Source organism: Salinimicrobium profundisediminis, assembly GCF_026241755.1.
GTDB lineage: Bacteria > Bacteroidota > Bacteroidia > Flavobacteriales > Flavobacteriaceae > Salinimicrobium > Salinimicrobium profundisediminis.
The window spans coordinates 19,509-42,771 of the sequence record NZ_JAPJDA010000017.1; the positions used below are offsets into that span (position 1 = coordinate 19,509).

General features: G+C 43.1%; 21 protein-coding genes. 11 read left to right on the top strand and 10 right to left on the bottom strand.

The window, feature by feature from the left end; all coding sequences use genetic code 11:
* Nucleotides 1-28: 28 nt before the first annotated feature.
* From atpD to OQ279_RS11240, 4 genes are all read right to left on the bottom strand, one after another.
* On the bottom strand, nt 29-1,540 hold the full coding sequence (atpD, locus tag OQ279_RS11225) for a F0F1 ATP synthase subunit beta (RefSeq protein ID WP_266070014.1): 1,512 nt from the start codon (nt 1,538-1,540) through the stop codon (nt 29-31).
* Between the two features lie 200 nt (nt 1,541-1,740).
* Entirely contained in the window at nt 1,741-3,591 is a 1,851-nt protein-coding gene (gene glmS / locus OQ279_RS11230; protein WP_266070015.1) for a glutamine--fructose-6-phosphate transaminase (isomerizing), read from the bottom strand.
* Nucleotides 3,592-3,594: 3 nt separating this feature from the next.
* The gene (gene bamH / locus OQ279_RS11235; RefSeq protein WP_266070016.1) at nt 3,595-5,142 is read right to left on the bottom strand and encodes a BamH family beta-barrel-assembly machinery protein; all 1,548 of its coding nucleotides are present in this window, start codon (nt 5,140-5,142) and stop codon (nt 3,595-3,597) included.
* A gap of 33 nt (nt 5,143-5,175) precedes the next feature.
* Nucleotides 5,176-5,985: a glycogen/starch synthase gene (locus OQ279_RS11240; RefSeq protein WP_266070017.1), complete on the bottom strand. Its 810-nt coding sequence runs from the start codon at nt 5,983-5,985 to the stop codon at nt 5,176-5,178.
* A gap of 106 nt (nt 5,986-6,091) precedes the next feature.
* Between OQ279_RS11240 and panC the strand changes: the two genes are divergently transcribed.
* The 9 genes from panC to OQ279_RS11285 are packed head-to-tail and all read left to right on the top strand — an operon-like array spanning nt 6,092 to nt 12,601.
* Nucleotides 6,092-6,940, top strand: coding sequence for a pantoate--beta-alanine ligase (gene panC / locus OQ279_RS11245; RefSeq protein WP_266070018.1), 849 nt, complete (start codon nt 6,092-6,094; stop codon nt 6,938-6,940).
* A 4-nt stretch (nt 6,941-6,944) separates the two neighbouring features.
* Nucleotides 6,945-7,295, top strand: a complete 351-nt coding sequence (gene panD / locus OQ279_RS11250; RefSeq protein WP_266070019.1) for an aspartate 1-decarboxylase — start codon at nt 6,945-6,947, stop codon at nt 7,293-7,295.
* A gap of 3 nt (nt 7,296-7,298) precedes the next feature.
* Complete coding sequence (locus OQ279_RS11255) at nt 7,299-8,264, top strand: lysylphosphatidylglycerol synthase transmembrane domain-containing protein (protein ID WP_266070020.1); 966 nt, start codon at nt 7,299-7,301, stop codon at nt 8,262-8,264.
* Between the two features lie 36 nt (nt 8,265-8,300).
* Entirely contained in the window at nt 8,301-9,446 is a 1,146-nt protein-coding gene (locus OQ279_RS11260) for an alpha/beta hydrolase-fold protein (protein WP_266070021.1), read from the top strand.
* A 24-nt stretch (nt 9,447-9,470) separates the two neighbouring features.
* On the top strand, nt 9,471-10,835 hold the full coding sequence (gene radA, locus OQ279_RS11265; protein ID WP_266070022.1) for a DNA repair protein RadA: 1,365 nt from the start codon (nt 9,471-9,473) through the stop codon (nt 10,833-10,835).
* A gap of 32 nt (nt 10,836-10,867) precedes the next feature.
* Nucleotides 10,868-11,071, top strand: coding sequence for a hypothetical protein (locus tag OQ279_RS11270; RefSeq protein WP_266070023.1), 204 nt, complete (start codon nt 10,868-10,870; stop codon nt 11,069-11,071).
* Complete coding sequence (locus tag OQ279_RS11275) at nt 11,072-11,392, top strand: GNAT family N-acetyltransferase (protein ID WP_266070093.1); 321 nt, start codon at nt 11,072-11,074, stop codon at nt 11,390-11,392.
* 52 nt (nt 11,393-11,444) lie between these two features.
* Nucleotides 11,445-12,452, top strand: coding sequence for a M23 family metallopeptidase (locus tag OQ279_RS11280; RefSeq protein ID WP_266070024.1), 1,008 nt, complete (start codon nt 11,445-11,447; stop codon nt 12,450-12,452).
* A 26-nt stretch (nt 12,453-12,478) separates the two neighbouring features.
* Nucleotides 12,479-12,601, top strand: coding sequence for a hypothetical protein (locus OQ279_RS11285; RefSeq protein WP_266070095.1), 123 nt, complete (start codon nt 12,479-12,481; stop codon nt 12,599-12,601).
* A gap of 9 nt (nt 12,602-12,610) precedes the next feature.
* On the opposite strand, the gene OQ279_RS11290 is transcribed toward OQ279_RS11285, so the two are convergent.
* The 5 genes from OQ279_RS11290 to OQ279_RS11310 all read right to left on the bottom strand — a co-directional run bounded on the left by OQ279_RS11290 (nt 12,611) and on the right by OQ279_RS11310 (nt 20,015).
* Nucleotides 12,611-13,582 carry an OmpA/MotB family protein gene (locus tag OQ279_RS11290; protein WP_266070025.1) on the bottom strand — a complete coding sequence of 324 codons (972 nt, stop codon included), beginning with the start codon at nt 13,580-13,582 and terminating at the stop codon, nt 12,611-12,613.
* 16 nt (nt 13,583-13,598) lie between these two features.
* A complete protein-coding gene (locus OQ279_RS11295; RefSeq protein ID WP_266070027.1) occupies nt 13,599-14,360 on the bottom strand; it encodes an exodeoxyribonuclease III in 762 nt (253 codons plus the stop codon).
* Between the two features lie 73 nt (nt 14,361-14,433).
* The gene (locus tag OQ279_RS11300; protein ID WP_266070028.1) at nt 14,434-17,418 is read right to left on the bottom strand and encodes a T9SS type A sorting domain-containing protein; all 2,985 of its coding nucleotides are present in this window, start codon (nt 17,416-17,418) and stop codon (nt 14,434-14,436) included.
* A 112-nt stretch (nt 17,419-17,530) separates the two neighbouring features.
* A complete protein-coding gene (locus OQ279_RS11305; protein ID WP_266070029.1) occupies nt 17,531-19,069 on the bottom strand; it encodes a glycine--tRNA ligase in 1,539 nt (512 codons plus the stop codon).
* 64 nt (nt 19,070-19,133) lie between these two features.
* Nucleotides 19,134-20,015, bottom strand: coding sequence for a DUF8428 domain-containing protein (locus OQ279_RS11310; RefSeq protein WP_266070030.1), 882 nt, complete (start codon nt 20,013-20,015; stop codon nt 19,134-19,136).
* 73 nt (nt 20,016-20,088) lie between these two features.
* On the opposite strand from OQ279_RS11310, the gene OQ279_RS11315 reads away from it, so the two are divergent.
* Both OQ279_RS11315 and OQ279_RS11320 read left to right on the top strand, forming a co-directional pair.
* Nucleotides 20,089-20,769, top strand: coding sequence for a ComF family protein (locus tag OQ279_RS11315; RefSeq protein ID WP_266070031.1), 681 nt, complete (start codon nt 20,089-20,091; stop codon nt 20,767-20,769).
* A gap of 51 nt (nt 20,770-20,820) precedes the next feature.
* Complete coding sequence (locus OQ279_RS11320; protein WP_266070032.1) at nt 20,821-22,461, top strand: Ig-like domain-containing protein; 1,641 nt, start codon at nt 20,821-20,823, stop codon at nt 22,459-22,461.
* Here OQ279_RS11320 and OQ279_RS11325 read toward each other — a convergent pair.
* Nucleotides 22,439-23,233, bottom strand: a complete 795-nt coding sequence (locus OQ279_RS11325; RefSeq protein WP_266070033.1) for an amidohydrolase — start codon at nt 23,231-23,233, stop codon at nt 22,439-22,441. The genes OQ279_RS11320 and OQ279_RS11325 overlap by 23 nt on opposite strands.
* Nucleotides 23,234-23,263: the final 30 nt, after the last annotated feature.

Consider the following 23,263-nt stretch of genomic DNA (forward strand, 5'->3'; position numbering starts at 1 on the left):
TGGAATTTGTGTATTGGGATTTCTCCGCTTATGCTTCAGCTAACATTTTCTCACCGGCTTCGATAGCCTCTTCGATAGTACCTTTAAGGTTAAAGGCAGCTTCAGGCAGGTGATCAAGCTCTCCATCCATGATCATGTTGAATCCTTTGATGGTGTCTTTAATGTCTACAAGTACTCCTTTAAGACCTGTAAACTGCTCGGCTACGTGGAACGGCTGAGAAAGGAAACGCTGCACCCTTCTTGCGCGTGACACGGCCAGTTTATCTTCTTCAGAAAGTTCTTCCATACCAAGAATGGCGATGATATCCTGAAGTTCTTTATATCTCTGTAGTAACTCTTTTACTCTCTGAGCACAATTATAATGATCGGCACCAAGAATGTCAGCTGTAAGGATACGTGAAGTAGAGTCAAGAGGATCTACCGCAGGGTAGATACCAAGCTCGGCAATCTTACGTGAAAGTACAGTTGTTGCATCAAGGTGGGCAAAGGTCGTAGCCGGTGCCGGGTCTGTCAAGTCATCTGCTGGCACGTAAACCGCCTGTACAGAGGTAATAGATCCATTTTTGGTAGAAGTAATACGCTCCTGCATCGCACCCATCTCGGTTGCAAGTGTAGGCTGGTACCCTACCGCAGATGGCATACGTCCAAGAAGTGCAGACACCTCAGAACCTGCCTGGGTGAATCGGAAGATGTTATCTACGAAGAAAAGTACGTCTTTCCCCTGCCCTTCTCCTGCTCCATCACGGAAGTATTCAGCAATGGTAAGACCCGAAAGAGCCACACGAGCACGTGCCCCTGGAGGTTCGTTCATTTGCCCGAACACGAAGGTAGCTTTAGACTCTAAAAGAGCATTTTTATCTACTTTTTGAAGATCCCATCCGCCTTCTTCCATAGAATGCATAAAGTCTTCTCCATATCTAATAATTCCAGATTCAAGCATCTCTCTCAAAAGGTCATTCCCTTCTCTGGTTCTTTCACCAACCCCGGCGAATACCGAAAGACCACCGTGACCTTTTGCAATGTTGTTGATCAACTCCTGGATAAGTACTGTCTTACCAACCCCTGCACCTCCAAAAAGGCCAATTTTACCTCCTTTTGCGTAAGGCTCAATAAGGTCAATAACCTTGATCCCGGTAAATAAAACTTCAGTAGAAACAGATAGATCTTCAAATTTTGGAGCCTCTCTGTGAATTGGCAAACCTTTCTCTGCGGCTTTAGGTATATTACCAAGACCGTCAATAGCATCACCAATCACGTTGAACAAACGACCAAAAACTTCCTTACCAATTGGCATCTGGATAGGCGCTCCAGTTGCAAGCACCTCAACCCCCCGGCTCAAACCATCGGTAGAATCCATAGAAACTGTTCTTACTGTTTCTTCTCCAATGTGAGATTGAACCTCAAGAACCAATACAGATCCATCTTTCCTGGTAATTTCAAGTGAATCATAGATCCTTGGCAATTCAGCATTCTCTGTGTCAAACTTAACGTCAACAACAGGGCCGATAACCTGTGCAACTTTACCTGTAACTTTAGACATTATCTATTCCTTTAATATTGAGTTTTTATAAATACCTAAAAAAGAACCAGTAGCAACTTTTAAATCTTCATAAAAAGCCGCTGTCTTTTTCAGGCTGCAAAGATAGTTTTTTTGTATAAAAGTCTCTAAGAGAAATAATAACTTTTTCACTAAAGCGCTATCTGGATCTTTCCGAAGTAAAAAACTTCAGCAATAAAATTTTATTCTACTGTAACCGATTTTGCAAGGTTTCTTGGCTGGTCTACGTTCTTACCAAGCATTACTGCGATGTGATAAGAAAGTAACTGCAACGGAATCGTGGTAATGAGCGGTGTAAGCGACTCGATAGTATCGGGTACTTCGATCACGTAATCGGCAAGATCACGCACACTGGTATCTCCTTCAGTAACTATCCCGATTATTTTACCCTGTCTGGATTTTATTTCCTGAATATTGCTTACCACCTTTTCATAATGTCCTTTTCGGGTAGCGATCACCACTACAGGCATCTCTTCATCAATAAGGGCAATAGGGCCGTGTTTCATTTCGGCAGCAGGATAACCTTCAGCATGAATATAGGAGATCTCCTTAAGTTTTAAAGCTCCTTCCAAAGCAACGGGGAAGTTAAACCCACGTCCAAGATACAGGCAGTTGCGCGCATCTTTGTACTTGAAAGCAACTTCTTTTATATGATCATTCCCCTGTAGCGCGATCTCTATTTTTTGAGGAATAGTTTCGAGCTCCTGCAGATGCATATGGAAATCGGTATTCGACATACTTCCTTTTGCCTTAGCAAGCTTTAAAGCGATCAAGGTAAGTACGGTGATTTGTGTAGTAAAAGCCTTTGTTGAAGCCACACCAATTTCGGGACCTGCGTGAGTATAAGCACCCGCGTTGGTCTCTCTTGAAATGGAAGATCCAACCACGTTACAAACCCCAAACACAAAAGCTCCTTTTTCTTTGGCAAGCTTAATAGCCGCCATAGTATCGGCTGTTTCCCCACTTTGGGAAATAGCGATCACAACATCATCTGAATTGATAATGGGATTACGGTATCTAAATTCTGAAGCATATTCTACTTCAACAGGAATGCGCGCCAGATCTTCAAAAATGTACTCGGCTACCAGCCCGGCATGCCACGAGGTACCACAAGCCACAATAATAATTCGGCGTGCATTGAGAAAACGCTCAAGGTTATCATCTATCCCGGCCATGCGAATAATACCTTCTTCTGCATGCAACCTTCCGCGGTAGGTATCTTTTATTGCATTGGGTTGCTCATAGATCTCCTTGAGCATAAAGTGATCAAAATTGTTCTTTTCGATCTGCTCCAGGTTGAGCTGCAACTCCTGAATATAAGGATCGACCAGGGAATCATCATGGATCTTTCTCACCTTTACTCCTTTGTCGCGTCTTACCACAGCCATTTCACCATCTTCAAGGTAAATTGCATTATTGGTAAATTCAATAAACGGAGAGGCATCTGAAGCTATGAAATACTCATCTTTCCCAACGCCAATCGCAAGCGGACTTCCTAAACGAGCCACCACAATTTCATTGGGCTTTTTCTTGTCAAAAACAGCTATGGCATAAGCCCCCACAGTTTGGTTAAGTGCAATTTGCACAGCTTTACCAAGCTTGACCCCTTCTTTGGCAATAACATCTTCAATAAGATTCACCAAAACCTCGGTATCGGTATCAGACTCAAATTTGTATCCGCGCTTGGTCAATTCTTTTTTAAGACTCTCATAATTTTCAATAATCCCGTTATGGATGATCACAAGATCTCCGGAATTTGAAAGATGAGGATGGGAATTGACATCATTAGGTACACCGTGAGTTGCCCACCTGGTGTGACCAATGCCAAGTGTACCCGAAGTACTATCGAGTTCACTCTCCATCTTCGCCTTAAGATCGGCTACCTTTCCCTTTGTCTTACTTACTTTTAAATTTTTGTCATCATACAGTGCTATCCCCGCACTATCATACCCCCTGTACTCCAGTCTTTGAAGTCCTTTCAATACAATTGGATATGCTTCTCTGTGACCAATATATCCTACTATCCCACACATATTCTAATTCTTTGGTTCTGTATAATAAATCTTCAGTTTGAGGCGCTTATCCTCATTCTGTGCATCCGGGCCATAAAGAACAGTAGCCTCTGGTGTTATTAAAGCACCCCCCGGAACTCTATCCACTTCAGGATTAGCCGAAGGCAATACTTTGTATGTCGAAATTAAATTTACATTTTGTGTTATTACCAGCCCCAGCTTAACATTTGTAGAATCCTGATTTAAAAGCTGATCTACATATCGGGTAATCCTGATCTTGTAACTTATTCCTTTCCCATCTTCATCTCTTTCTAATGGTTCGAGATGGCGACGGTTTGAAACTGAAGCCATGCCGTTTGGCTGCCCGTTTGCATCCAAAATATAATCGGCCAATATAGTATTATTCTTTAAATCATAAAGATAGACCCTCTCGGCCTCATCTACATCGCTAATGTAATCTCTATTCACAAAGAAATCGAGATGTGCTTCATTTATGAGCCAGTTATTCTCCCTTAGCGCTTCAAGTTCATCTGAAACCCCATCGTTATTAGCATCGGGGCCAGAGAAAAGGTCTATGACCGCCATAGAACCTTCCCCACCTTTAAGGTAGAGATTCTGGTCGTCATACTGTGACGCTTCCTGCTGAAAAGTATTTACGCGCACTCCGCCAAAGTCTAAACTAAAAGCTCTTCTTCCTTCAATAAGTTCCTCCCTGTCTCCATCATCGTCGGAATCATTCCCATCAACTATTTTTGTCTTGTAGTAAATAGTAATTCCGGCATCTGAATCAAGTAGATTAAGTAGCATCATCGTACCACCGGCGCCTACTTTATCAGCTTTTAAATAAAGCCCCCTAAAGTAGTTCCTGAAGTTATCCTGATTAAGCAAAACTGAACTACCTGCCTTGTCAAGAATCTTCTTCTGGAAGAAATCGTTTTTCAGCTTCAACCTTAAAGCCGGAGCCATAACCACAGTATCTGCAACCCCCATAGCATCAACACTATACTCCAAATAGCCTTTGGAAGAAGGAATAAAATTATCCCTCTCGTAAATTGGCTCCGGATTGATGTTGTTCATGATCTTTGGCTCCAGATTGGAATAATACTTCTGGGTTTGCTCAAAATTTGTGTCGGGATCGTAATTATTCAGAAAGTAACCAGATTCGTAAACTGAGAGCCTGATGGGGGTGCTTCCGTAAACAGAATCGAGAACATATTCCACCTTGTCATTCTTAAGTACTTCATGAGAAAGATAAGGAATAGTAAGCACCACACTGTCAACCACAGGATCGGTCCCAAAAGAAGGATCCAATGAGCTAAGTTCGAGGTTAGACAGCACGCTTGCTTCCTGTGTTCCAAAAACATTATCGGTATAAACCCCAAGAAGGTTAAGAGGCAAACTGTTGGTTTGTACAGGAGGAAGATCGTAAGAATGTGCAGAGATCAATGTTTCGTCATAGACACTGGCATCAAAACCGGGTTCTCCAATTACATCACTCCCAAGAGTTTGAAAATCATCTTCACAAGCTCCAAACAAAACAACAACAGCCAAAACTGTTGTTGTTTTCAACATTATATTCTTTAAATTCATTGATTTTTTTTCTAATTATGATAGCACCTTTGTGGTATAAAATTCCTGATAAGCCTGGGCAAATTCTTCGCGGTTCTTATAACCTAATACCGGCTTGTTAAGTTTACTCAAATATTTCTTTAACTCATCGGGAATATTATCTCCGGCGATAACAACAGCATCAGAATTATCTACGGCTGTTTTCATTATATTCACGTAAGAGGGTTTCTTAAGGTGTTTCACCTGTTCGTTTTCAAGACCATCAAATAATACTTTCTTATACATTTGATTATCTAACGTTCCATCAAAGTCCTGATTGTATACAGAGGTCACAATTTTTGCTTCATTGAACAAAGGCTCGTTGCCATAATAGTTGCGAAGATATAGTGGCAGCAAGGAAGACAACCATCCATTCACATGTATAACATCTGGTGACCAGTTGAGTTTTTTAACAGTTTCAATCACTCCTTTCGCGAAGAAAATGGCTCTTTCATCATTATCGGGAAAAAGGTTCCCCTCTTCATCTGTAAGTGTAGCCTTTCTTTTAAAATAATCTTCGTTGTCTATAAAGTACACCTGCATTCTCTCTTTGGGAATAGATGCTACTTTAATAATTAGTGGCATATCAAGGTCGTTGATAACCAGGTTCATTCCAGAAAGTCTAATGACCTCATGAAGCTGATGCCTTCTCTCATTGATGTTCCCAAACCGGGGCATAAATATGCGAATTTGACCTCCCTGGTTGTTAACCATTCGGGGGGCTTCAAAAGACATAGATGAAATTTCGGTTTCGGGCAAGTAGGGAATAACTTCAGATGATACGTACAATATCCTCTTATCTTTCATAGGATCACTTTAATGCTGTTGTAAAATAAAAACACGCAAAAATACAAAATTTTATGCAGATTGCCAGTATTATATTAAGTTTGCAGGCCCTTAATTTTGGAATAAGATGCAGATTTTAAAGGAGAAGGAAGCTCTCAGGAAGCTGGTTAGAGCCTTAAAAAATGACCGGCACAGTATAGGTTTTGTTCCCACCATGGGAGCATTACACGAGGGTCACCTCTCTCTAATTGAACAGGCCCTTTCTACTTGTGATAAGGTAGTTGTAAGTATTTTTGTCAATCCCACGCAATTTAATAACCCCGAGGATCTTCAAAAATATCCGCGCACACTCGAGAAGGATGTGGAGCTCATAAAACAGTTGAGCGATGATGTAATTGTCTTTTCCCCCACAGCATCCGAAATGTATGGCGACAGCATTTCTTCGGAAGAATTTTCCTTTGACGGGCTGGAATATCAAATGGAAGGAAAGTACAGGAGTGGCCATTTTAACGGGGTAGGAACCATCGTTAAAAGGTTATTTGAAATGGTAGAGCCCGATAAAGCCTTTTTTGGAGAAAAAGACTACCAGCAATTACAAATTATAAAGAAACTGGTAGAAAAACAGGGATTGAATGTTGAAGTGATAGGCTGCCCTATCTACCGGGAAAAGAACGGATTGGCCCGAAGTTCCCGCAATGAAAGGTTAAGCGCCGGAGAACGACAAAAGGCTGCATTCATTTACGAGATTCTGCAAAAAGTGAAGGAGGATTTTGGCACAAAAAGTGCTAAAGAGATTACCACCTGGGTGTCTAACCAGTTCGAATCTCAACCCGACCTGCTTCTGGAATATTTTGAAATAGCCAATGCAGACAACCTGTTGAGTGTACAGGAAGAAGATATGACAAAGAAGTATCGCGCCTTTATTGCCGCCTATTCTGGCGACATCAGGTTAATTGATAATATAGCTTTAAATTAGCAGTATGCAAATCCACGTTGTAAAATCAAAAATTCATCGCGTAAAAGTAACCGGTGCAGATCTTAACTACATTGGCAGTATTACTATTGATGAAGATCTTATGGACGCAGCCAATATCATTGAAGGTGAAAAAGTGCAAATCGTTAACAATAACAACGGTGAAAGACTTGAAACCTATGCAATTCCGGGGCCCCGTAACAGTGGCGAGATCACCCTTAACGGTGCTGCGGCCCGCAAAGTAGCAAAAGGAGATATCCTTATTCTTATCACCTATGCTATTATGGATATTGAAGAAGCTAAAAGTTTTAAGCCCTCTCTCGTATTCCCTAACGAAGAAACCAATCTCCTCAATTAACTCTTGAAGAAAAAAATTTTCAGGTTATCGAAAACTTTTCTTCCCCTGTTACTGGGTATCTTTTTGATATGGTATTCCCTTAGCAGCGCAACTCCCCTGGAGCGGCAGGAACTATGGAACAACATTCTCCTTGCCGACCTAAAATGGGTTTTTTTAAGTGTTTTCTGCGGAATACTATCTCACCTTTCCCGTGCCTATCGCTGGAAGTATCTTCTGGAACCTTTAGGATACAAGCCCCGGCTGGCCAACAGTTTTATGGCTGTAATGGGAGGTTATCTCGCAAATCTGGGTGTACCAAGATCTGGTGAAGTATTGCGTGGGGCAACTATTTCTACCTATGAAAATGTTCCTTTTGATAAAGCTTTTGGAACCATAGTTTCAGAAAGAATAGCCGATTTGGCAATGGTGCTGCTCATCACCACCTTCGGCTTCCTCATTCAAACCGAAAACCTTATCAATTATTTCGAAAACAACAACATCAACCCTTTCCTCTCTATGGGGATACTGCTTGTGCTTATCATTATTGGTGTCTTTTTTCTCAACCTGGTGCGGCGCTCTAATCACCCTTTAATGATCAAAATAAGAGATTTTGCACGGGGATTACTTGAAGGAATGCGCAGTATTGTTAGGATGAAAAAGAAAAAAAAATTCCTTCTTCACACCCTTTTTATCTGGACCATGTACCTGTTGATGTTCTACGTCATCAAATATGCTATTCCAGAAACTAATTCGCTGTCTCTGGCAGGCTTCATGGCTGCCTTTATTGCCGGCTCCTTTGCTATTACCACAACTAATGGAGGAATAGGGGTTTATCCCATAGCAATGGGTGCTGTCCTGCTTCTTTTTGGGATCAATCAACAGGCCGGGGAAGCCTTTGGATGGATCATGTGGGGATCACAAACCCTTATGGTAGTTATTCTCGGCGGACTTTCCTTCTTATTTCTTCCAATTTACAATCAGAAGAAATAAAATTTTATATTGCCTTAGGAAACAAACCTACTGCATATGAAGAAATTATACATTTTAGCCTGCCTGTTTTTAATAGTCCAGTTAAGTTTTTCACAAACCATTTACAAGACCATTAATTCTTCAAAACTTGGAGAACAAAGGGAACTTAAAATTCAGTTACCCCGCAATTACGACCAGAATACCGATAAAATTTACCCGGTGATCATAGTTCTTGACGGAGACTATCTTTTCGAACCTATGGCAGGGAACGTCGATTACTATTCTTACTGGGATGAAATTCCCGAAACCATCGTAGTAGGCGTAAACCAGGTGCGCAGCAGGCATGATGACTGCTCCTATGACCCCAAGAATTTTCTTCCCGAGAAAAAAGGCGCCCAGTTCTTTGAATTTTTGGGTATGGAACTGCTCCCTTTTATTGACAACAACTACCGTACTTCGAGGTTTACGGCAATTGCAGGACACGACATTACTTCAAATTTCATCAACTACTACCTCTTCAAACCAAATCCACTCTTCAAGGCTTACATCAATTTAAGCCCTGATTTGGCTCCCGAAATGAGCAACAGGATCGCACAATCTCTTTCAAAAGCCGAAGCGCCTTGCTGGTACTACCTCGCAACAGGCTCCAATGACGTCCCCGACCTCAAAAAACAGGTGACCGCCTTTGATCAACAACTGGCTGTGATAGAAAATAAGAATCTGCATTACGATTTTGAGAGTTTTGAAGCTGCCAATCATTACACATTAATTGCAAATGCGATACCACGGGCCCTGGAGCACATTTTTCAAACATATAAACCTATAAGCCTTGAAGACTACGATAAGGTGATCGCCCTTGAAGGTTCAGCTTTCGAATATCTCCTTGAAAAATACAGCCTCATTGAAGGAAATTTTGGTATTCAAAAACCCGTAAGAATAAATGATTATCTCGCTATTGGTAAGGCTTTAGAGTACCGTGAGCAGTGGGATGAACTGGAAAAACTCGGTGAACTCGCCCAAAAACAATATCCTAACATGGCGCTGGCCAATTATTACCTCGCCCGATCTTATGAGGCCAATGGGCGACCTAAAAAAGCTATGAAAACTTACCAAAGTGCTTATGGGAAAGAAGAAGTAGCCTTTATTACGGTTGATTTTATGCTGAAAAAAGCCGACCTAATTAAACAAGATTTCGGTTATTAGCAGCTCATTTGAAGCAACTCATCAATGGCTAAATCGAAGACCCTGTATTACTGCCAAAACTGTGGCGCACAACACAGCAAGTGGCAGGGCCAGTGCAATTCCTGTCGCGAGTGGAATACACTGGTTGAAGAAGTAGTACAAAAAACCGAAAAAAAATCCTGGAGTAGTGAAGCTGCCCCGGGGGTTCGAAAAATAGCAAAACCGCTGCGGATTTCTGAAATTGAGGTATCTAAAGAAGAGCGGCTCAAAACCAATAATCAGGAACTGGACAGGGTGCTGGGCGGCGGCATAGTTCCCGGATCTCTTACCCTTTTGGGCGGGGAACCCGGAATAGGAAAAAGTACGCTGCTGCTTCAAATCTCCCTTAATTTATCTTACAAAACCCTGTACGTTTCTGGCGAAGAGAGTCAGCAGCAAATTAAGCTTCGGGCGCAACGTATCAACCCAGATTCCGACAACTGCTTCATTCTTACAGAAACAAAGACCCAAAACATTTTTCAGCAAATAGAAAAGCTGCAGCCCGAAATCGTCATCATTGATTCCATTCAAACCCTTCAAACCGATTACATTGAAAGCGGCCCCGGTAGCATTTCCCAAATTCGCGAATGCACTGCCGAGCTTATAAAATTTGCGAAAGAAACGGCTACACCGGTTATTCTTATTGGCCATATCACCAAAGAAGGAAGCATTGCGGGGCCAAAAGTCCTTGAGCACATGGTTGACACGGTGCTACAGTTTGAAGGCGATCGCAATCACGTTTACAGGATTTTAAGAGCGCATAAAAACCGTTTTGGCTCCACCAATGAACTGGGAATTTATGAAATGCAGGGGAATGGTCTTAGGGAAGTGAGTAATCCTTCTGAAATCCTTATTTCCAAAAATGAAGAAGACCTGAGCGGCACCGCTATTGCTGCCACTCTTGAAGGCATGCGGCCTTTGATGATAGAAGTGCAGGCGCTGGTGAGTTCGGCGGTTTATGGCACTCCGCAACGTTCAGCGACAGGCTACAATGCCAAGCGGCTCAATATGTTGCTGGCGGTTCTCGAGAAAAGGGCAGGTTTCAGGCTGGGTGCTAAAGACGTCTTCCTGAATATTACCGGCGGAATTTCAGTTGATGACCCTGCACTCGATCTAGCTGTAGTTGCCGCAATTCTCTCTTCAAACGAAGATATTGCCGTGCCCAAAGACATCAGTTTTGCAGCCGAAATTGGTCTGGCAGGCGAAGTTAGGCCGGTAACCAGGGTCGAGCAACGCATTCTTGAAGCCGAAAAACTGGGCTTCAGCAGTATCGTGGTTTCTTCCCAAAATAAATTTCCGAAGAATAACTTCGGAATAAAAATTCAAAAAGCTTCAAAAGTGGAAGATGTTGTGAGCTTTCTCTTCGGATAAAAAAGTCTTATCTTTTGCTGAAAAACTTAACTATGCCACCCAAAAATGTCATTTTTGAGAAGCTTTCTTCAGCACATCTTCAGGAGCTAAAAGCGTTAAGCCGAAGCACCTTTACCGATGCCTTTGGAGACCAGAACAATGCTGAAGATCTCCAGGCCTATCTCGATAGTGCTTTTAACGAAGAGCAGCTCAAAACCGAACTACACAACCCGCTTTCAGAGTTTTACTTTGTATAACTGGAGGGCGAAACCGCGGGTTACTTCAAGATCAATTTAGGTGACGCTCAAACCGAATTTAAAGACGAAGACGCTATGGAACTGGAGCGGATTTATATCAGGAAGGAGTTTCAGAATCAAAAAATAGGACAGAAGATCCTGGATAACGTGATAGAAATGGCCATTCAGCGAAAAATGAGGTATTTATGGCTGGGAGTTTGGGAGCATAACCATCGTGGCCTCAATTTCTACCTGAAAAATAAGTTTGAAGTTACCGGAAGTCATCCCTACATGGTGGGGAACGACCGGCAGACAAATAAGATCATGAAGCTTTTCTTCTGAAAACCTAAGGTGTCAAAAATGGCATTTTCACCCCGGCTCTTTAGACTTTTGCATGGCACAGTTTCTGCATTTTAAGGGCGTGAGGAACTTTGTAACACATTTTACAGCGCTACTGGCTTTATTTTCCCTGGTAATCTCCTGTTCAAAAATGAACAAAGCCAGGGATTTATTTACCACACCAACAGCAAGAGAACAGTATGAGCGGGATTTTGACAGTGACCCGGCGGCCTATGGCCAGTGGAAAAAGACTTTCGAAAATGCCCTTTTTGACAGTATAACTGTTACGCCCCCTTATTTTGAAGCAGGCAAGTTTACAGCCCCGAAAAATCAAATCTACACCTACAATATTTCCCTGAATCCAGGAGAGCAGCTGCGCACACAGGTACAAACAGATTCCCTGAACCCACTTGTCTTTATAGATCTATACCGGCAGAAAACAGATTCGGTAGCGAGTTACGAGCACGTGAAATCGGCCGATTTTGGAGACACTGAAATTCAGTTTGAAACAGAACAACCCGGAATATATAAGATCCTGCTTCAGCCTGAAATCAATTCCACTTCAGCATTTTCAATAAAGATATTTACAGAGCCTGTTTATTCCTTTCCGGTAGCCAATAGAGGCAACACCGCAGTACAGAGTATGTGGGGCGCCACGAGAGACGGAGGCCGAAGAAGCCATGAAGGAATTGACATTTTTGCCCCCAGGGGTACGCCTGTGGTTGCAGCCACTTCGGGCAGAGTATCTTCAACCGGGAACAAAGGCCTGGGCGGAAAACAAGTCTGGCTGCGCGATACCAAGCGGGGAAATTCCCTGTATTATGCACATTTGGACAGCATTATTGCCCGTCCCGGAATGCGGGTAAAAGTGGGTGACACCCTGGGTCTAGTAGGTAATACGGCAATGCACGCACCACTCCGCCGCACCTGCATTTCGGCATTTATAAAGGCTATAGAGGCGCACAGGATCCATTACCCTACGTTTTTAAACCCTCGCCTCCCAACGAATTTATTCCGAAGTTTAATAAGACATTCCTGCGGGCAACCGGTACGGCTAACCTGAGAAAAGGGCCTTCAACTAAAGCTGAAATTGGCAGCCGCGCCAACACAAATGACACACTACAGTTTCTTGGGGAAACGACCGACTGGTATCACACCAGGCTTAAAGATGAAAATTTCTTCATCCATAAAAGCCTGGCGTCACCATTGTAAAAAGTTTAATTATTCGAATTCCGGCTCCTGGAGCAGCCTGTTAATTTCATCAAGCTTCGGAGTGAGGATCACCTCAATCCTGCGGTTCTTTGCACGGCCTTCGGCAGTGTCATTTGAAGCTACAGGCGCGTATTCTCCCCTTCCGGCAGCGGTAAGGTTTTCAGCATTGATCCCTGAATTCTCCAGTAAAAGCTCAACTATAGCCGTAGCACGTTTTGTAGAAAGGTCCCAGTTATTGGTAAGCTGGCCACTCCCTTTGTAAGGAACATTATCTGTGTGCCCTTCGATAAGAACAGCGATATCGGGATTTTCAGCCAGTACAGAAGCCAGTTGTTGTACCGCCTTTCTTCCCTCTGCTCCCACGGCCCAGCTACCGGAGTTGAACAGGAGTTTATTTTCCATAGAAACATATACTTTCCCATCTCTCTGCTCTACGGTAAGGCCTTTCCCTTCAAAATTCACAAGCGCCTTGGAAATGGCATTTTTGAGAGCATTCATTTTGGCGTCTTTTGCAGCGATCATACTCTCCAGTTCATCCACACGCTTAGAGCGGGCCGCAAGATCTTTCTGCAGTTTTTCTAACCTGTTCTTTTCCTGAAGCAAAGCTTCTTCTTTAGCATCAAGCTCGGCTAAAAGCTCACGATTTCTTCGGGAGTTTTCTGCGAGGGCCGAAGAGCTGTTTGCTTCAAGAGCATCATAAGAGGCTTTAAGTTTCTCATAGCTTGTTTTGGTACTATTGTACTCCTCCTGTAACCTGTCTCTTTCAGCTTTAGTTTGTTCATATTGTGCCTGTAAAGCTGCAAGATCATTTTCGTTTTGGCGGAACCGGGCTTCCAGATCATCAAATTCCCTGGAAAGTTCACTGTTATCTTCCTGTAATTGCGCATGCCTGTCTTCAAGGTCTTTGTACACTTTTGAAGAAACACAGGAAGAAAGTAAAACCGAGCTGCTCAAAAGAGCGAATAAGAGATTTTTTTTCATAAAATAGGGGTTTGGTTTAATCTAATTCAAGAAGAACGGGACAGTGGTCGCTATGTTGTGCATCGGGTAAAATAACGGCTCGCTTCAACCTGTCTTTTAGCGGTTCGCTCACCATGTTATAGTCAATTCTCCATCCTTTGTTGTTTCCACGGGCACCGGCACGGTAGCTCCACCACGAGTAATGCCCGGGTTCAGAATTAAAGTGCCTGAAGGAATCTACAAACCCACTCTTTATAAAATTGCCTATCCATTCCCTTTCTACCGGTAAAAATCCGGAGGTATTTTTAAGCCGTACAGGATCGTGAATATCTATTTCTTCATGACAAATATTGTAATCTCCACAAATCACGAGATTCGGAATTTCCTGCTTTAATTCATTAATATACTTCTGAAAATCGGCCATATACTGCAGTTTATGGTCGAGGCGAGCAATATTAGTTCCCGATGGCAAATACAGGCTCATTACCGAAACATCATCAAAATCTACCCTCACATTGCGACCTTCAAAATCCATGTAATCTATCCCGGTGCCAAAAACCACATTTTTAGGCTCTTCCTTGCTCAAGATAGCAACACCGCTATAGCCTTTTTTTACAGCCGGATACCAGGAATTGTACTTGTACCCCAAATTCTCAAAAGGTTCATGGTCAAACTGCTCTGGGGTAGCCTTTATTTCCTGCAGGCAAACCACATCGGCGTTAGTTGATTCCAGCCAGTCAATAAACCCTTTTTTAATGGCAGCTCTAATTCCGTTTACGTTGTAGGAAATTATTTTCATTCTTTACATTTTATGCTGTCAAAAATAGCATTTTTAAAGGGCCTTTAGAAAGAATGAAGTCAGACTTTTTTAACTACTGTACAATAATGCGTTTCACTTTACCCTCGTCTCGCGTTCCCATACGCACAAGATAAACTCCCGATGCAGCGTAAGACATATCAAGAGAATAGCTGTAGGCTGTGGCACCTTTTTTCACCATGGCCTCCACCAGTTTTTGCCCCAACATATCGTGCACGGTTACCCACAGCGGGCGTTGGTATGGCGTGGTAAAATTGAGGCTGAACATATCTTCTTCGGAAGAAGTGATCACAAAATCTCCCTGCTGTATTTCAGATTCTTTGATCCCATCTACCAGCACCACCGTATAATCTTCGGTAGTACCATATTGCATCACATTACAGGGGTCATTAAGATTTCCATCGTAACCAGGGCTAACGTCTCCTGCTCTTGCCCTTAGAATATGCTCTCCCAAAGTGGCATTTTCGGGAAGTGAGAATTCAAATACTGTAGGAGCCGAAGAGGAAGTTATGTCACCAGATCTCACCAGTTGCTCTTCAGGCTCAAAAACGGCGTTGTCATTAAAATCTATCCACATAGAAAATTCATTACTGCTATTAGACACCACTCCTACCTGGTGCACTTCCCGGGTGATGTCCAGTCTGGTAGAAATACCCAAAAAGTTGTTGTAACCGTCGTCACAATAGATATTTTCATTGACGATCTCTTCCAAATAAAAGCTGTTAATACCATCTCCAAAGGCACAGGAAGAACCCTGGGGAATACAATCGAGTTGAGCAATGGTCTCCACAGTCGCATCGTTGGCAGTATCACTGTCGTTTTCGAGAAAAGTAGACGCTACTATAGTGTACCTTCCGTTTGCTGAAAAATCATACGGATTATTGAAAGAATATGTGAGCTGAGAATCTACTTCCAGCGTTTCGCTTACGATTTCGGTCACTGGAGTTCCGCCGTTTACCGTATAACCAACTTCAAAACCGGTTTGTGCTTCTCCTCCAAAATTCTCAATTACTACAGTAATATTTTCAGTGGCAAGGTTGGAGCCGGTTTCGGGATGTACAATTTGTGTGACCCCAATATCATTGGGCGGCAGGTTAGTAATTTCAACTTTTAAAGAATCATTTTCGGGGTTCATATCCCCTTCCAGCGCTGTACTTACAAAAAGATCGTATGTTTCTCCGGAAGTGGAAAAGTCTATTTTTTCTGAAAAAGTAAATTCCGCCTGCTCTGTTGAAGGAATGGTACCACTGAAGGTTTCCGTTACCACCTCGTCATCGTTCACCTGGAAAATCACAGGGAAATTCGATTGGGCTTCAGTTCCAAAGTTCCTTATGGTAACAGTGAGGTCTTCGCTAGCGGTAAGGCTTGAAGAAACAGGAGACGTGATTGCAGTTATCCCAACATCTTTTGCAAATTGAGGCGCCAGTTTAAACACGCCCACCCTGTTTAGACGCGAGCCTGGCTGAAAATATTCTGCATTGTACCAAAATGTTTCATTATCAACAGGGTCAATACTGGTATGGGCATAATCTCCATATCTATTACTTTCACTAGCTGAAGTACTTTCCACAAGGGTCACCTCCTGTAGCGTCATTTTGTTGAGCGGATCGTTAAAATATCTTCCTGTAAATTTTAAAGTGGGTAGTATGGGCGATTCGGGACTGTCGTTCACTAAAGTAAATCCCATTCCAATATTTCCATGTTTATCGATATTCATGCTTCCACACCAGCGGTCGCTATCATCGGGCGCATAAGTTCCCTCCTGATATATTTCCCACGCCTGGTTTTCCCCATACTGCCTAAGTTCGTACCACCTTATCCCTGCATGTTCTGCAATGCCGGGATCTACATCTACCACAAAGTTAAAGACTACAGAATTATGAGTGGCAAACCTTCGGAATGAAGTTGGATACATCAGGGCGCCCTGTAAGGCATCAAGTTCGGGTTTATTAAAAGGTTGAGATAAATTGGAAAAGCCTCCCCCGTCAAAAGTGCTTTTAAAAGGAGTGAGGCCTTCCGAAGGTGTTATTTCCTGTGCTTCCCTTATGGTTGAATTTCCTATGTTATTCCAGTCTACATTGACCAGCCAGATTTTAAGATGATCTACATTAATTCCCATCCAGGAATCATCCTGAAAATAAATTACCGGCATATTTCCCGGTGGCGGCGGTTCACTACCGGTTGCATTAAAAGCTGCCGGACTGTAAAAGCCGTTGTTCCTCACGCCCGGAAGTGGAAAGCCCACATGTCTGGCTGCCTCTCCTCTTATCATTTTCTCCCTTTCCAGCACAAATACTACTTCACTAATTGCCGGGTCATCCAAATCCTGATTTGTAGTGACATAATAACCATCACTCCAAACAAAGAATTTTGGATAATCGGGAAAAGTACCTGTAGCAAACCTGTAAGTGTACCATCCGTCATTAACAGGATCCGGGCCTCTCGAAATAGCCACGAGCAGTGCATTGGTGGGATCAACTTTATTCGGGCAACCCTGGGTAGGATTATAAGGGCAGCCGGCAAATTGCGTGATAATGAACCTATCGGCAAATTGATCATAAAGCACAATGGGATCTCCCAGCCTTTCTCCTGAAAATTCCCCTCCCAGGGAAGCTATATCGGTAGGCGGCAAAAGTACATTCCCCTGCTTGTCAAAAACTGAAAAACCTGAATTGTAAGCATTAACGTAGTGGTTTGGCCCGGCGGCTCCGGTAGGATCTGTAGGGGTATGAAAAAGATTGGCGGCATCAAAAGAAAGGATTGCCTGTTTCACTGGGATAGTTCCCTTCTTTTCCTGCAAAGCGGCGTCTGCTCCTTTAGGATATCCTTTTCCCGGCACCACCCTGTTAGCAGTGCGGTTCTTCGGGTTTACTTCCTTCCTTTCACTTATGGCCGGGATTAGTTCTTTGGCAGAAAGAGGCGCAGAAAAAGATGGTTTTGCCACTCCCTGTGAGATTGGGCCTAATAGTTCCTTCTCCTGGGCAGAAACATGGAACCCCAGGAACAGAACGAGAAAAAGAAAAAAATAATTTTTCAGCATAAAGCAAACTTTGACCAATAAATGTAATGATTTAGGATGAGCAGAAACAAAAAAAAGAACAATTCGGAGAGAATTGCTCTTTTTTTTAACTCATATTTAGATAGGAAAAAAGCTACTTTTTCATCCAGTGTTTAAAGTCGGTCTCTTCTGAGATCAATTTGGAGATCTCAGCAATAGGAATCCTTTTTTGCTCCATGCTATCTCTGTACCTCACTGTCACCGTGCGATCTTCAAGAGAATCGTGATCTACGGTAATACACAGCGGTGTACCCGAAGCATCCTGCCGCCTGTACCTGCGCCCAATAGCATCTTTTTCATCATATTGTACATTGAAATCCCACTTCAGGTCTTCAATGATCTCCTGTGCCAGCTCGGGCAAGCCGTCTTTTTTCACCAGTGGCAACACAGCTGCCTTGACGGGGGCAAGTATTGCAGGTAGTTTAAGAACAGTACGTGAACTGCCATCTTTTAGCTCTTCTTCTTTTAGGGAGGCCGAAAGTACAGCCAGGAACATCCTGTCAAGCCCTATTGAAGTTTCTATCACATAAGGCACATAATTTTCCTTAAGTTCAGGATCGTAAAAACGAAGCTTGCGCCCCGAGAATTCTTCATGTGCTTTCAGGTCAAAATCTGTACGGGAATGTATACCTTCAAGTTCCTTGAAACCAAATGGAAAACTAAATTCAATATCTGTTGCGGCGTTGGCGTAATGGGCAAGTTTATCATGATCGTGGAAGCGATAGTTCTCTTCCCCAAGACCCAGTGAAAAATGCCATTTTTGACGCACCTCTTTCCAGTGCTCGTACCATTTAAGCTCTTCTCCCGGCCTTACAAAATACTGCATCTCCATTTGCTCGAATTCCCTCATCCTGAAAATGAACTGCCTTGCGACTATTTCATTTCTAAAGGCTTTTCCTGTTTGTGCAATTCCAAATGGAATTTTCATCCTTCCGGTTTTCTGAACATTAGAAAAGTTTACGAAAATTCCCTGAGCGGTTTCAGGTCTCAGGTAGAGGTTTGATGCCGTTTCAGAAGAAGCTCCCAGTTTGGTGCCAAACATAAGGTTGAATTGCCTAACATCGGTCCAGTTCCTGGATCCGGTTTCAGGATCGGCAATGTCCAGCTCTTCAATTAAAGCTTTTACATCCTTTAGATCTTCATTGGTAAGGGAGCGGCCAAGACGTTCCAGGATTTCCTTTCTTTCAGATAAATACCGCTGTACCCGATCATTCGTGTTAACAAATTGCTCTTCATCAAAAGCTTCCCCAAAGCGTTTGCGCGCTTTTTCGATCTCCTTTTGTGCCTTCTGAAGAATTTTTTCAGCATGATCTTCAACCAGGACATCGGCCCGGTATCGCTTCTTAGAATCTTTATTGTCAATAAGAGGATCATTAAAAGCATCAACGTGGCCTGATGCCTTCCAGGTAGTAGGATGCATGAGAATAGCGGCATCAATGCCTACTATTTCCTGGTGCAGCTGCACCATGCTTTTCCACCAGTATTCCCTGATATTTTTTTTTAGTTCTGCTCCGTTTTGACCGTAGTCATAGACTGCGCTAAGGCCGTCATAAATCTCGGATGATGCAAAGATATACCCATACTCTTTGGCATGGGATATTACATTTTTAAAAAGGTCTTCTTGTTTTGCCATAAAGCAAAAATAAAAAAACCGCCCCGATTCAAGCCAGGGCGGTAGGATTAATTAATTTTTTGTTTTACCTGAGACTAAATCCTGTAGCGCCTATCAAATTAGCACCTTCATAAACCAGCACTTTATAAGCACCTTCAATTAGGCGATCTGGATTTGTATTGGCTAAAAGGCACACATCAAGTTCTTCATTTTCATAGTAGACTTTAGTGGCAGCACTATAGACCATCACGCCGCCGTCATGCTGCACGGCAATTTGATCTCCTACCAGTTCGTTATTGGGATTGTACACCTGCACATAGATATTTTTATCTCCTGCCGCAGCCAGTGTGTTTGGCGTAATGGTGAAACAGGTCCTAATCTTATCTACTCTTCGGGTACGGTCATTCTCTACCAGCCTGCCGCTGTTTCTTTCAATAACACCTTCCCCTCTCAAGTTACTTAACTTCAGTTGAGCAGCCTTATCTATCTTTGAGGCCATAGTCTGAGTTTGAACCTGAAGCGAATCAGAAATTCTTGTTCTCTCCAGCAGCATGTTATTGGTACTGTCAATTTCAGTAATAAGCCGCTGGTTTTGATTGCTCAAACTGTCTACCACTCTAAACAATTGTTCCTTTTCGGCTTTAAGATTGCTCACTTCACGACGGTAGCGTGAGATAAGTGCCAGGTTGGCTTCCATAACCTGTACAGAATCGCGCAGGGCTAATATCCTGTTTCTCGCTGCATTTAACTCAGAATCAAGACCTTCATTTTCAGCGATTGCCTCATCGTATTTCACAATTAAATCGTTAAGCTCTCCTTCTATCACAGCTTTTTCCTGCTGTAACAATTCCCGGTTCTCTTTCTCGTCATTATAAAATTTAATGGTATAAATACCCAGTGCAACCAAAGCGACTGCCAAAACCCCGGTAAGGATCTTTAAGGCATTATTACTCTTCTGGTCTGACATAACAAATGATTTTTAACGGTTTAGTTTTGTAAATTTAGGAGTTTTAATCAGGCTAAGACCAATTTGTTAACAAATGTTTCACGATTTCCTTAACCTTCTTTATCCCAAACTCTGTTATGGATGTGAATCTGGCCTGCGGGCTAATGAGTATATCCTCTGTACGTCCTGCCTTCACAGCTTACCGGTGACCAATCATCACCTGGAAAAAGACAATGTGGTTGAAAAGATTTTCTACGGAAGGATACCTGTTGAAAATGCCACTTCCCTCCTGTTATTTGAAAAGAAAGGTGTGGTGCAAAAGCTTATTCACAACCTGAAGTATCGCGGCCATGAAGAAATTGGCCCCTATTTGGGTGCATGGCTGGGGAATGAACTCAAGGAATTACCGCAATGGCAGCAAACTACCATGGTCATTCCTGTACCACTCCACCGCAAAAAACTTAAAATAAGAGGCTTTAACCAGGTAGAGGGTTTTGGCCGGGAAATTGCCAGATCACTTGAAATCCCTTATCGTGATGACCTGCTACTCAAGATCTCCTCCACAGAAACACAAACCATAAAAAAGAGGATTGCCCGCTGGGGCACAATAGATGAAACCCTGGTTGTACAAAACCCTTCTTCCCTTCAAAATGCCCACGTGCTGCTGGTAGATGACCTGGTTACCACCGGTGCCACTCTTGAGGCCTGTGCTCATAAACTGCTCCAGGTTCCCAATGTGAGAATTAGCATAGCCACCATGGCCGTTACGCATTAGCGGCTTCAGGATTAAAAGAATAAATTGTTTCTTTGTAACAAATTTCGTTTTATGAAACGTGCCGGTGTAAACTTCCTGCTCATCCTTACCATTATTATCGCCTTTGCGGCCTGTGCAAAAAGAGGTACGCCCGATGGCGGCCCGCGTGATATGGAGCCTCCCAGATATGTGAGGGCAAAGCCGGAGAATTTTACCACCAGTTTTAATTCCGATGAAATAAGGATACATTTTAATGAATACATTAAGCTGTCAAACCCGCAGCAACAAATAATTATTTCGCCGCCAATGGATCCGCGGCCCGAGATCACTCCTTTGGGAACGGCCAGCAAATCTATCCGCATAAAAATTAATGACACTTTAGAACCCCGCACTACCTATACTATTAACTTCGGAAGAAGCATTACAGACAACAATGAGTCTAACCCGCTTAGTTTTTTCACCTACGCCTTTTCTACGGGGCCTTATATTGATTCCCTTTCCCTGCGAGGCAGCGTGAAGGATGCAATTCTTCGGGCGCCCGACCCATTTATCTCGGTGATGCTTTATGAAGTAGATTCTACTTATTCAGATTCTGTGATCTACACCCGGGTGCCCCGATATGTTACCAACACCCTTGACAGTGCAACCACTTTTCAGCTAAACAATCTTAAACAGGGCACTTATCAACTGGTGGCTATGCGCGATGTGAACAACAATTACACTTTTGAACCACGTACAGACAAGGTGGCATTTGCAGATGAATACATCACGATTCCCACAGATGAAGAATTCGACCTTACGCTGTTTTCCGAAATACTTGAAGGAAAATTTGAAAGGCCCCAGGTAAAGGCTCAACAGCACCTTATTTTTGGATATACAGGATTAGTAGTGGCCGACAGTATTTCAATTACACCATTTGATGTACCTACCAATTTTGAAGACAGGATCACTAAAGATCCTGTGACCGATACGCTGCATTACTGGTACAAACCTTTTGCAGAACGCGACACGTTAAAATTCCTTGTGGAAACCCCACGGGTGAGCGACACAGTTATTGCCCGGCTGCGAAAGGCAAAACGGGACACCTTGCTTTTTAGTGTAGAACCCCAGTCGACGCTCGGTTTTCAGGAGGATCTAAAAATAATTCCTACAGTTCCCCTCGATGAGGTAAATGACTCCCTTATAAACCTTACCAGGAGCGACAGTATCGCGGTGCCCTTCACAGGAACTTATGACAGGTGGAATAATGTCTACAGACTTTCTTTTGAAAAATCAGAAAAACAAAAATACCAACTCACGGCACTGCCGGGTGCTTTTACAGATTTCTTCGGAAGGCAGAGCGACACCATCACGGCACAGGCCTCAACGCCTGCCCTGGCCGATCGTGGAAATGTGATTGTTAACCTTACAGGAGTTGAATCTTTTCCGGTTATTGTGCAGGTCACGACAGAAAAAGGGGAAGTCATCGCCGAAAAGTATTCTACCGGCAATAATGTAATCAACTTCAACAACCTTAAACCCGGGAATTACCTGTTAAGGCTCATCTACGATCGCAATGAAAATAATATTTGGGATACAGGAAGTTTCTTAAAAAGGAAGCAGCCCGAAACTGTAGTGTATTACCCAGAGCCTATAAACGTGAGGGCGAACTGGGATGACAACTATACCTTTGATGCCAGCCCTGCAGCAATTATTCCTCCTCCAGATCTATAATAGTAAACCGGTCGCGGTCCTGTAAGAACTTCAGCTGGGAACGGGTGTCTTTTAAATCCTGCTTATTGAGCTTTACGAGCTCGGTAAATTCAGTTTCCTGCAGGTTTGAAGAGATCTGTTTTCCGAGGCAATCATAAACAGCCGAGTGCCCCACGTAATTGAGGTCGCTCCCATCCCGGCCTACGCGGTTAAGGCCAATGCAGTAGCTCATATTTTCAATGGCCCGGGCTTTTAAAAGAGCATCCCATGCTACAACCCGGGCTGCAGGCCAGTTAGCCACGTAAATAAGCAAGTCATAACCTTCGGTATTGCGGGCCCACACGGGAAAGCGAAGGTCGTAGCACACCAGCGGACAAATCTTCCAACCCTTGTATTCAACAATAAGCCTTTCACGCCCAGACGCATAGGTTTCGTCCTCTTTGGCCAGGGTGAAGGTATGCCGCTTATCATATTTTTGAGAAGAACCATCAGGATAAACAAAATACAGGCGGTTGTAGAAATTGCCTCCGTCAGAAATGATGAGGCTACCGGTAACAGCTGCATCTTTTTCTGAAGCCATTTTTTGCATCCACTTAAAGGTAGGGCCTTCGTGAGGTTCAGCAAGGTTTTCGGCATTCATAGAGAAGCCGGTAGAGAACATTTCGGGCAGGATAATAAGATCGGTTTCCTGCGGAAGCTCTTTTATTTTCCTTTCAAAAAGGGCTTTATTGTCTTCTATTTTCTCCCATTCCAGGTTCGCCTGAAGGAGTGCGGTGTTTAAAATTTCTGCCATATGTAAAGGTATAAAAAATGCATTTTCCCC

Bases quoted from the DNA above. Each gene is read 5' to 3' on its own strand.
- OQ279_RS11240 (WP_266070017.1), bottom strand. From the start codon at position 5,985: ATGAAAGATAAGAGGATATTGTACGTATCATCTGAAGTTATTCCCTAC.
- atpD (WP_266070014.1), bottom strand. From the start codon at position 1,540: ATGTCTAAAGTTACAGGTAAAGTTGCACAGGTTATCGGCCCTGTTGTT.
- panC (WP_266070018.1), top strand. From the start codon at position 6,092: ATGCAGATTTTAAAGGAGAAGGAAGCTCTCAGGAAGCTGGTTAGAGCC.
- OQ279_RS11290 (WP_266070025.1), bottom strand. From the start codon at position 13,582: ATGAAAAAAAATCTCTTATTCGCTCTTTTGAGCAGCTCGGTTTTACTT.
- OQ279_RS11270 (WP_266070023.1), top strand. From the start codon at position 10,868: ATGCCACCCAAAAATGTCATTTTTGAGAAGCTTTCTTCAGCACATCTT.
- OQ279_RS11315 (WP_266070031.1), top strand. From the start codon at position 20,089: ATGTTTCACGATTTCCTTAACCTTCTTTATCCCAAACTCTGTTATGGA.
- glmS (WP_266070015.1), bottom strand. From the start codon at position 3,591: ATGTGTGGGATAGTAGGATATATTGGTCACAGAGAAGCATATCCAATT.
- OQ279_RS11305 (WP_266070029.1), bottom strand. From the start codon at position 19,069: ATGGCAAAACAAGAAGACCTTTTTAAAAATGTAATATCCCATGCCAAA.
- OQ279_RS11310 (WP_266070030.1), bottom strand. From the start codon at position 20,015: ATGTCAGACCAGAAGAGTAATAATGCCTTAAAGATCCTTACCGGGGTT.
- OQ279_RS11320 (WP_266070032.1), top strand. From the start codon at position 20,821: ATGAAACGTGCCGGTGTAAACTTCCTGCTCATCCTTACCATTATTATC.
- OQ279_RS11300 (WP_266070028.1), bottom strand. From the start codon at position 17,418: ATGCTGAAAAATTATTTTTTTCTTTTTCTCGTTCTGTTCCTGGGGTTC.
- radA (WP_266070022.1), top strand. From the start codon at position 9,471: ATGGCTAAATCGAAGACCCTGTATTACTGCCAAAACTGTGGCGCACAA.
- bamH (WP_266070016.1), bottom strand. From the start codon at position 5,142: ATGTTGAAAACAACAACAGTTTTGGCTGTTGTTGTTTTGTTTGGAGCT.
- panD (WP_266070019.1), top strand. From the start codon at position 6,945: ATGCAAATCCACGTTGTAAAATCAAAAATTCATCGCGTAAAAGTAACC.
- OQ279_RS11295 (WP_266070027.1), bottom strand. From the start codon at position 14,360: ATGAAAATAATTTCCTACAACGTAAACGGAATTAGAGCTGCCATTAAA.
- OQ279_RS11325 (WP_266070033.1), bottom strand. From the start codon at position 23,233: ATGGCAGAAATTTTAAACACCGCACTCCTTCAGGCGAACCTGGAATGG.
- OQ279_RS11280 (WP_266070024.1), top strand. From the start codon at position 11,445: ATGGCACAGTTTCTGCATTTTAAGGGCGTGAGGAACTTTGTAACACAT.
- OQ279_RS11260 (WP_266070021.1), top strand. From the start codon at position 8,301: ATGAAGAAATTATACATTTTAGCCTGCCTGTTTTTAATAGTCCAGTTA.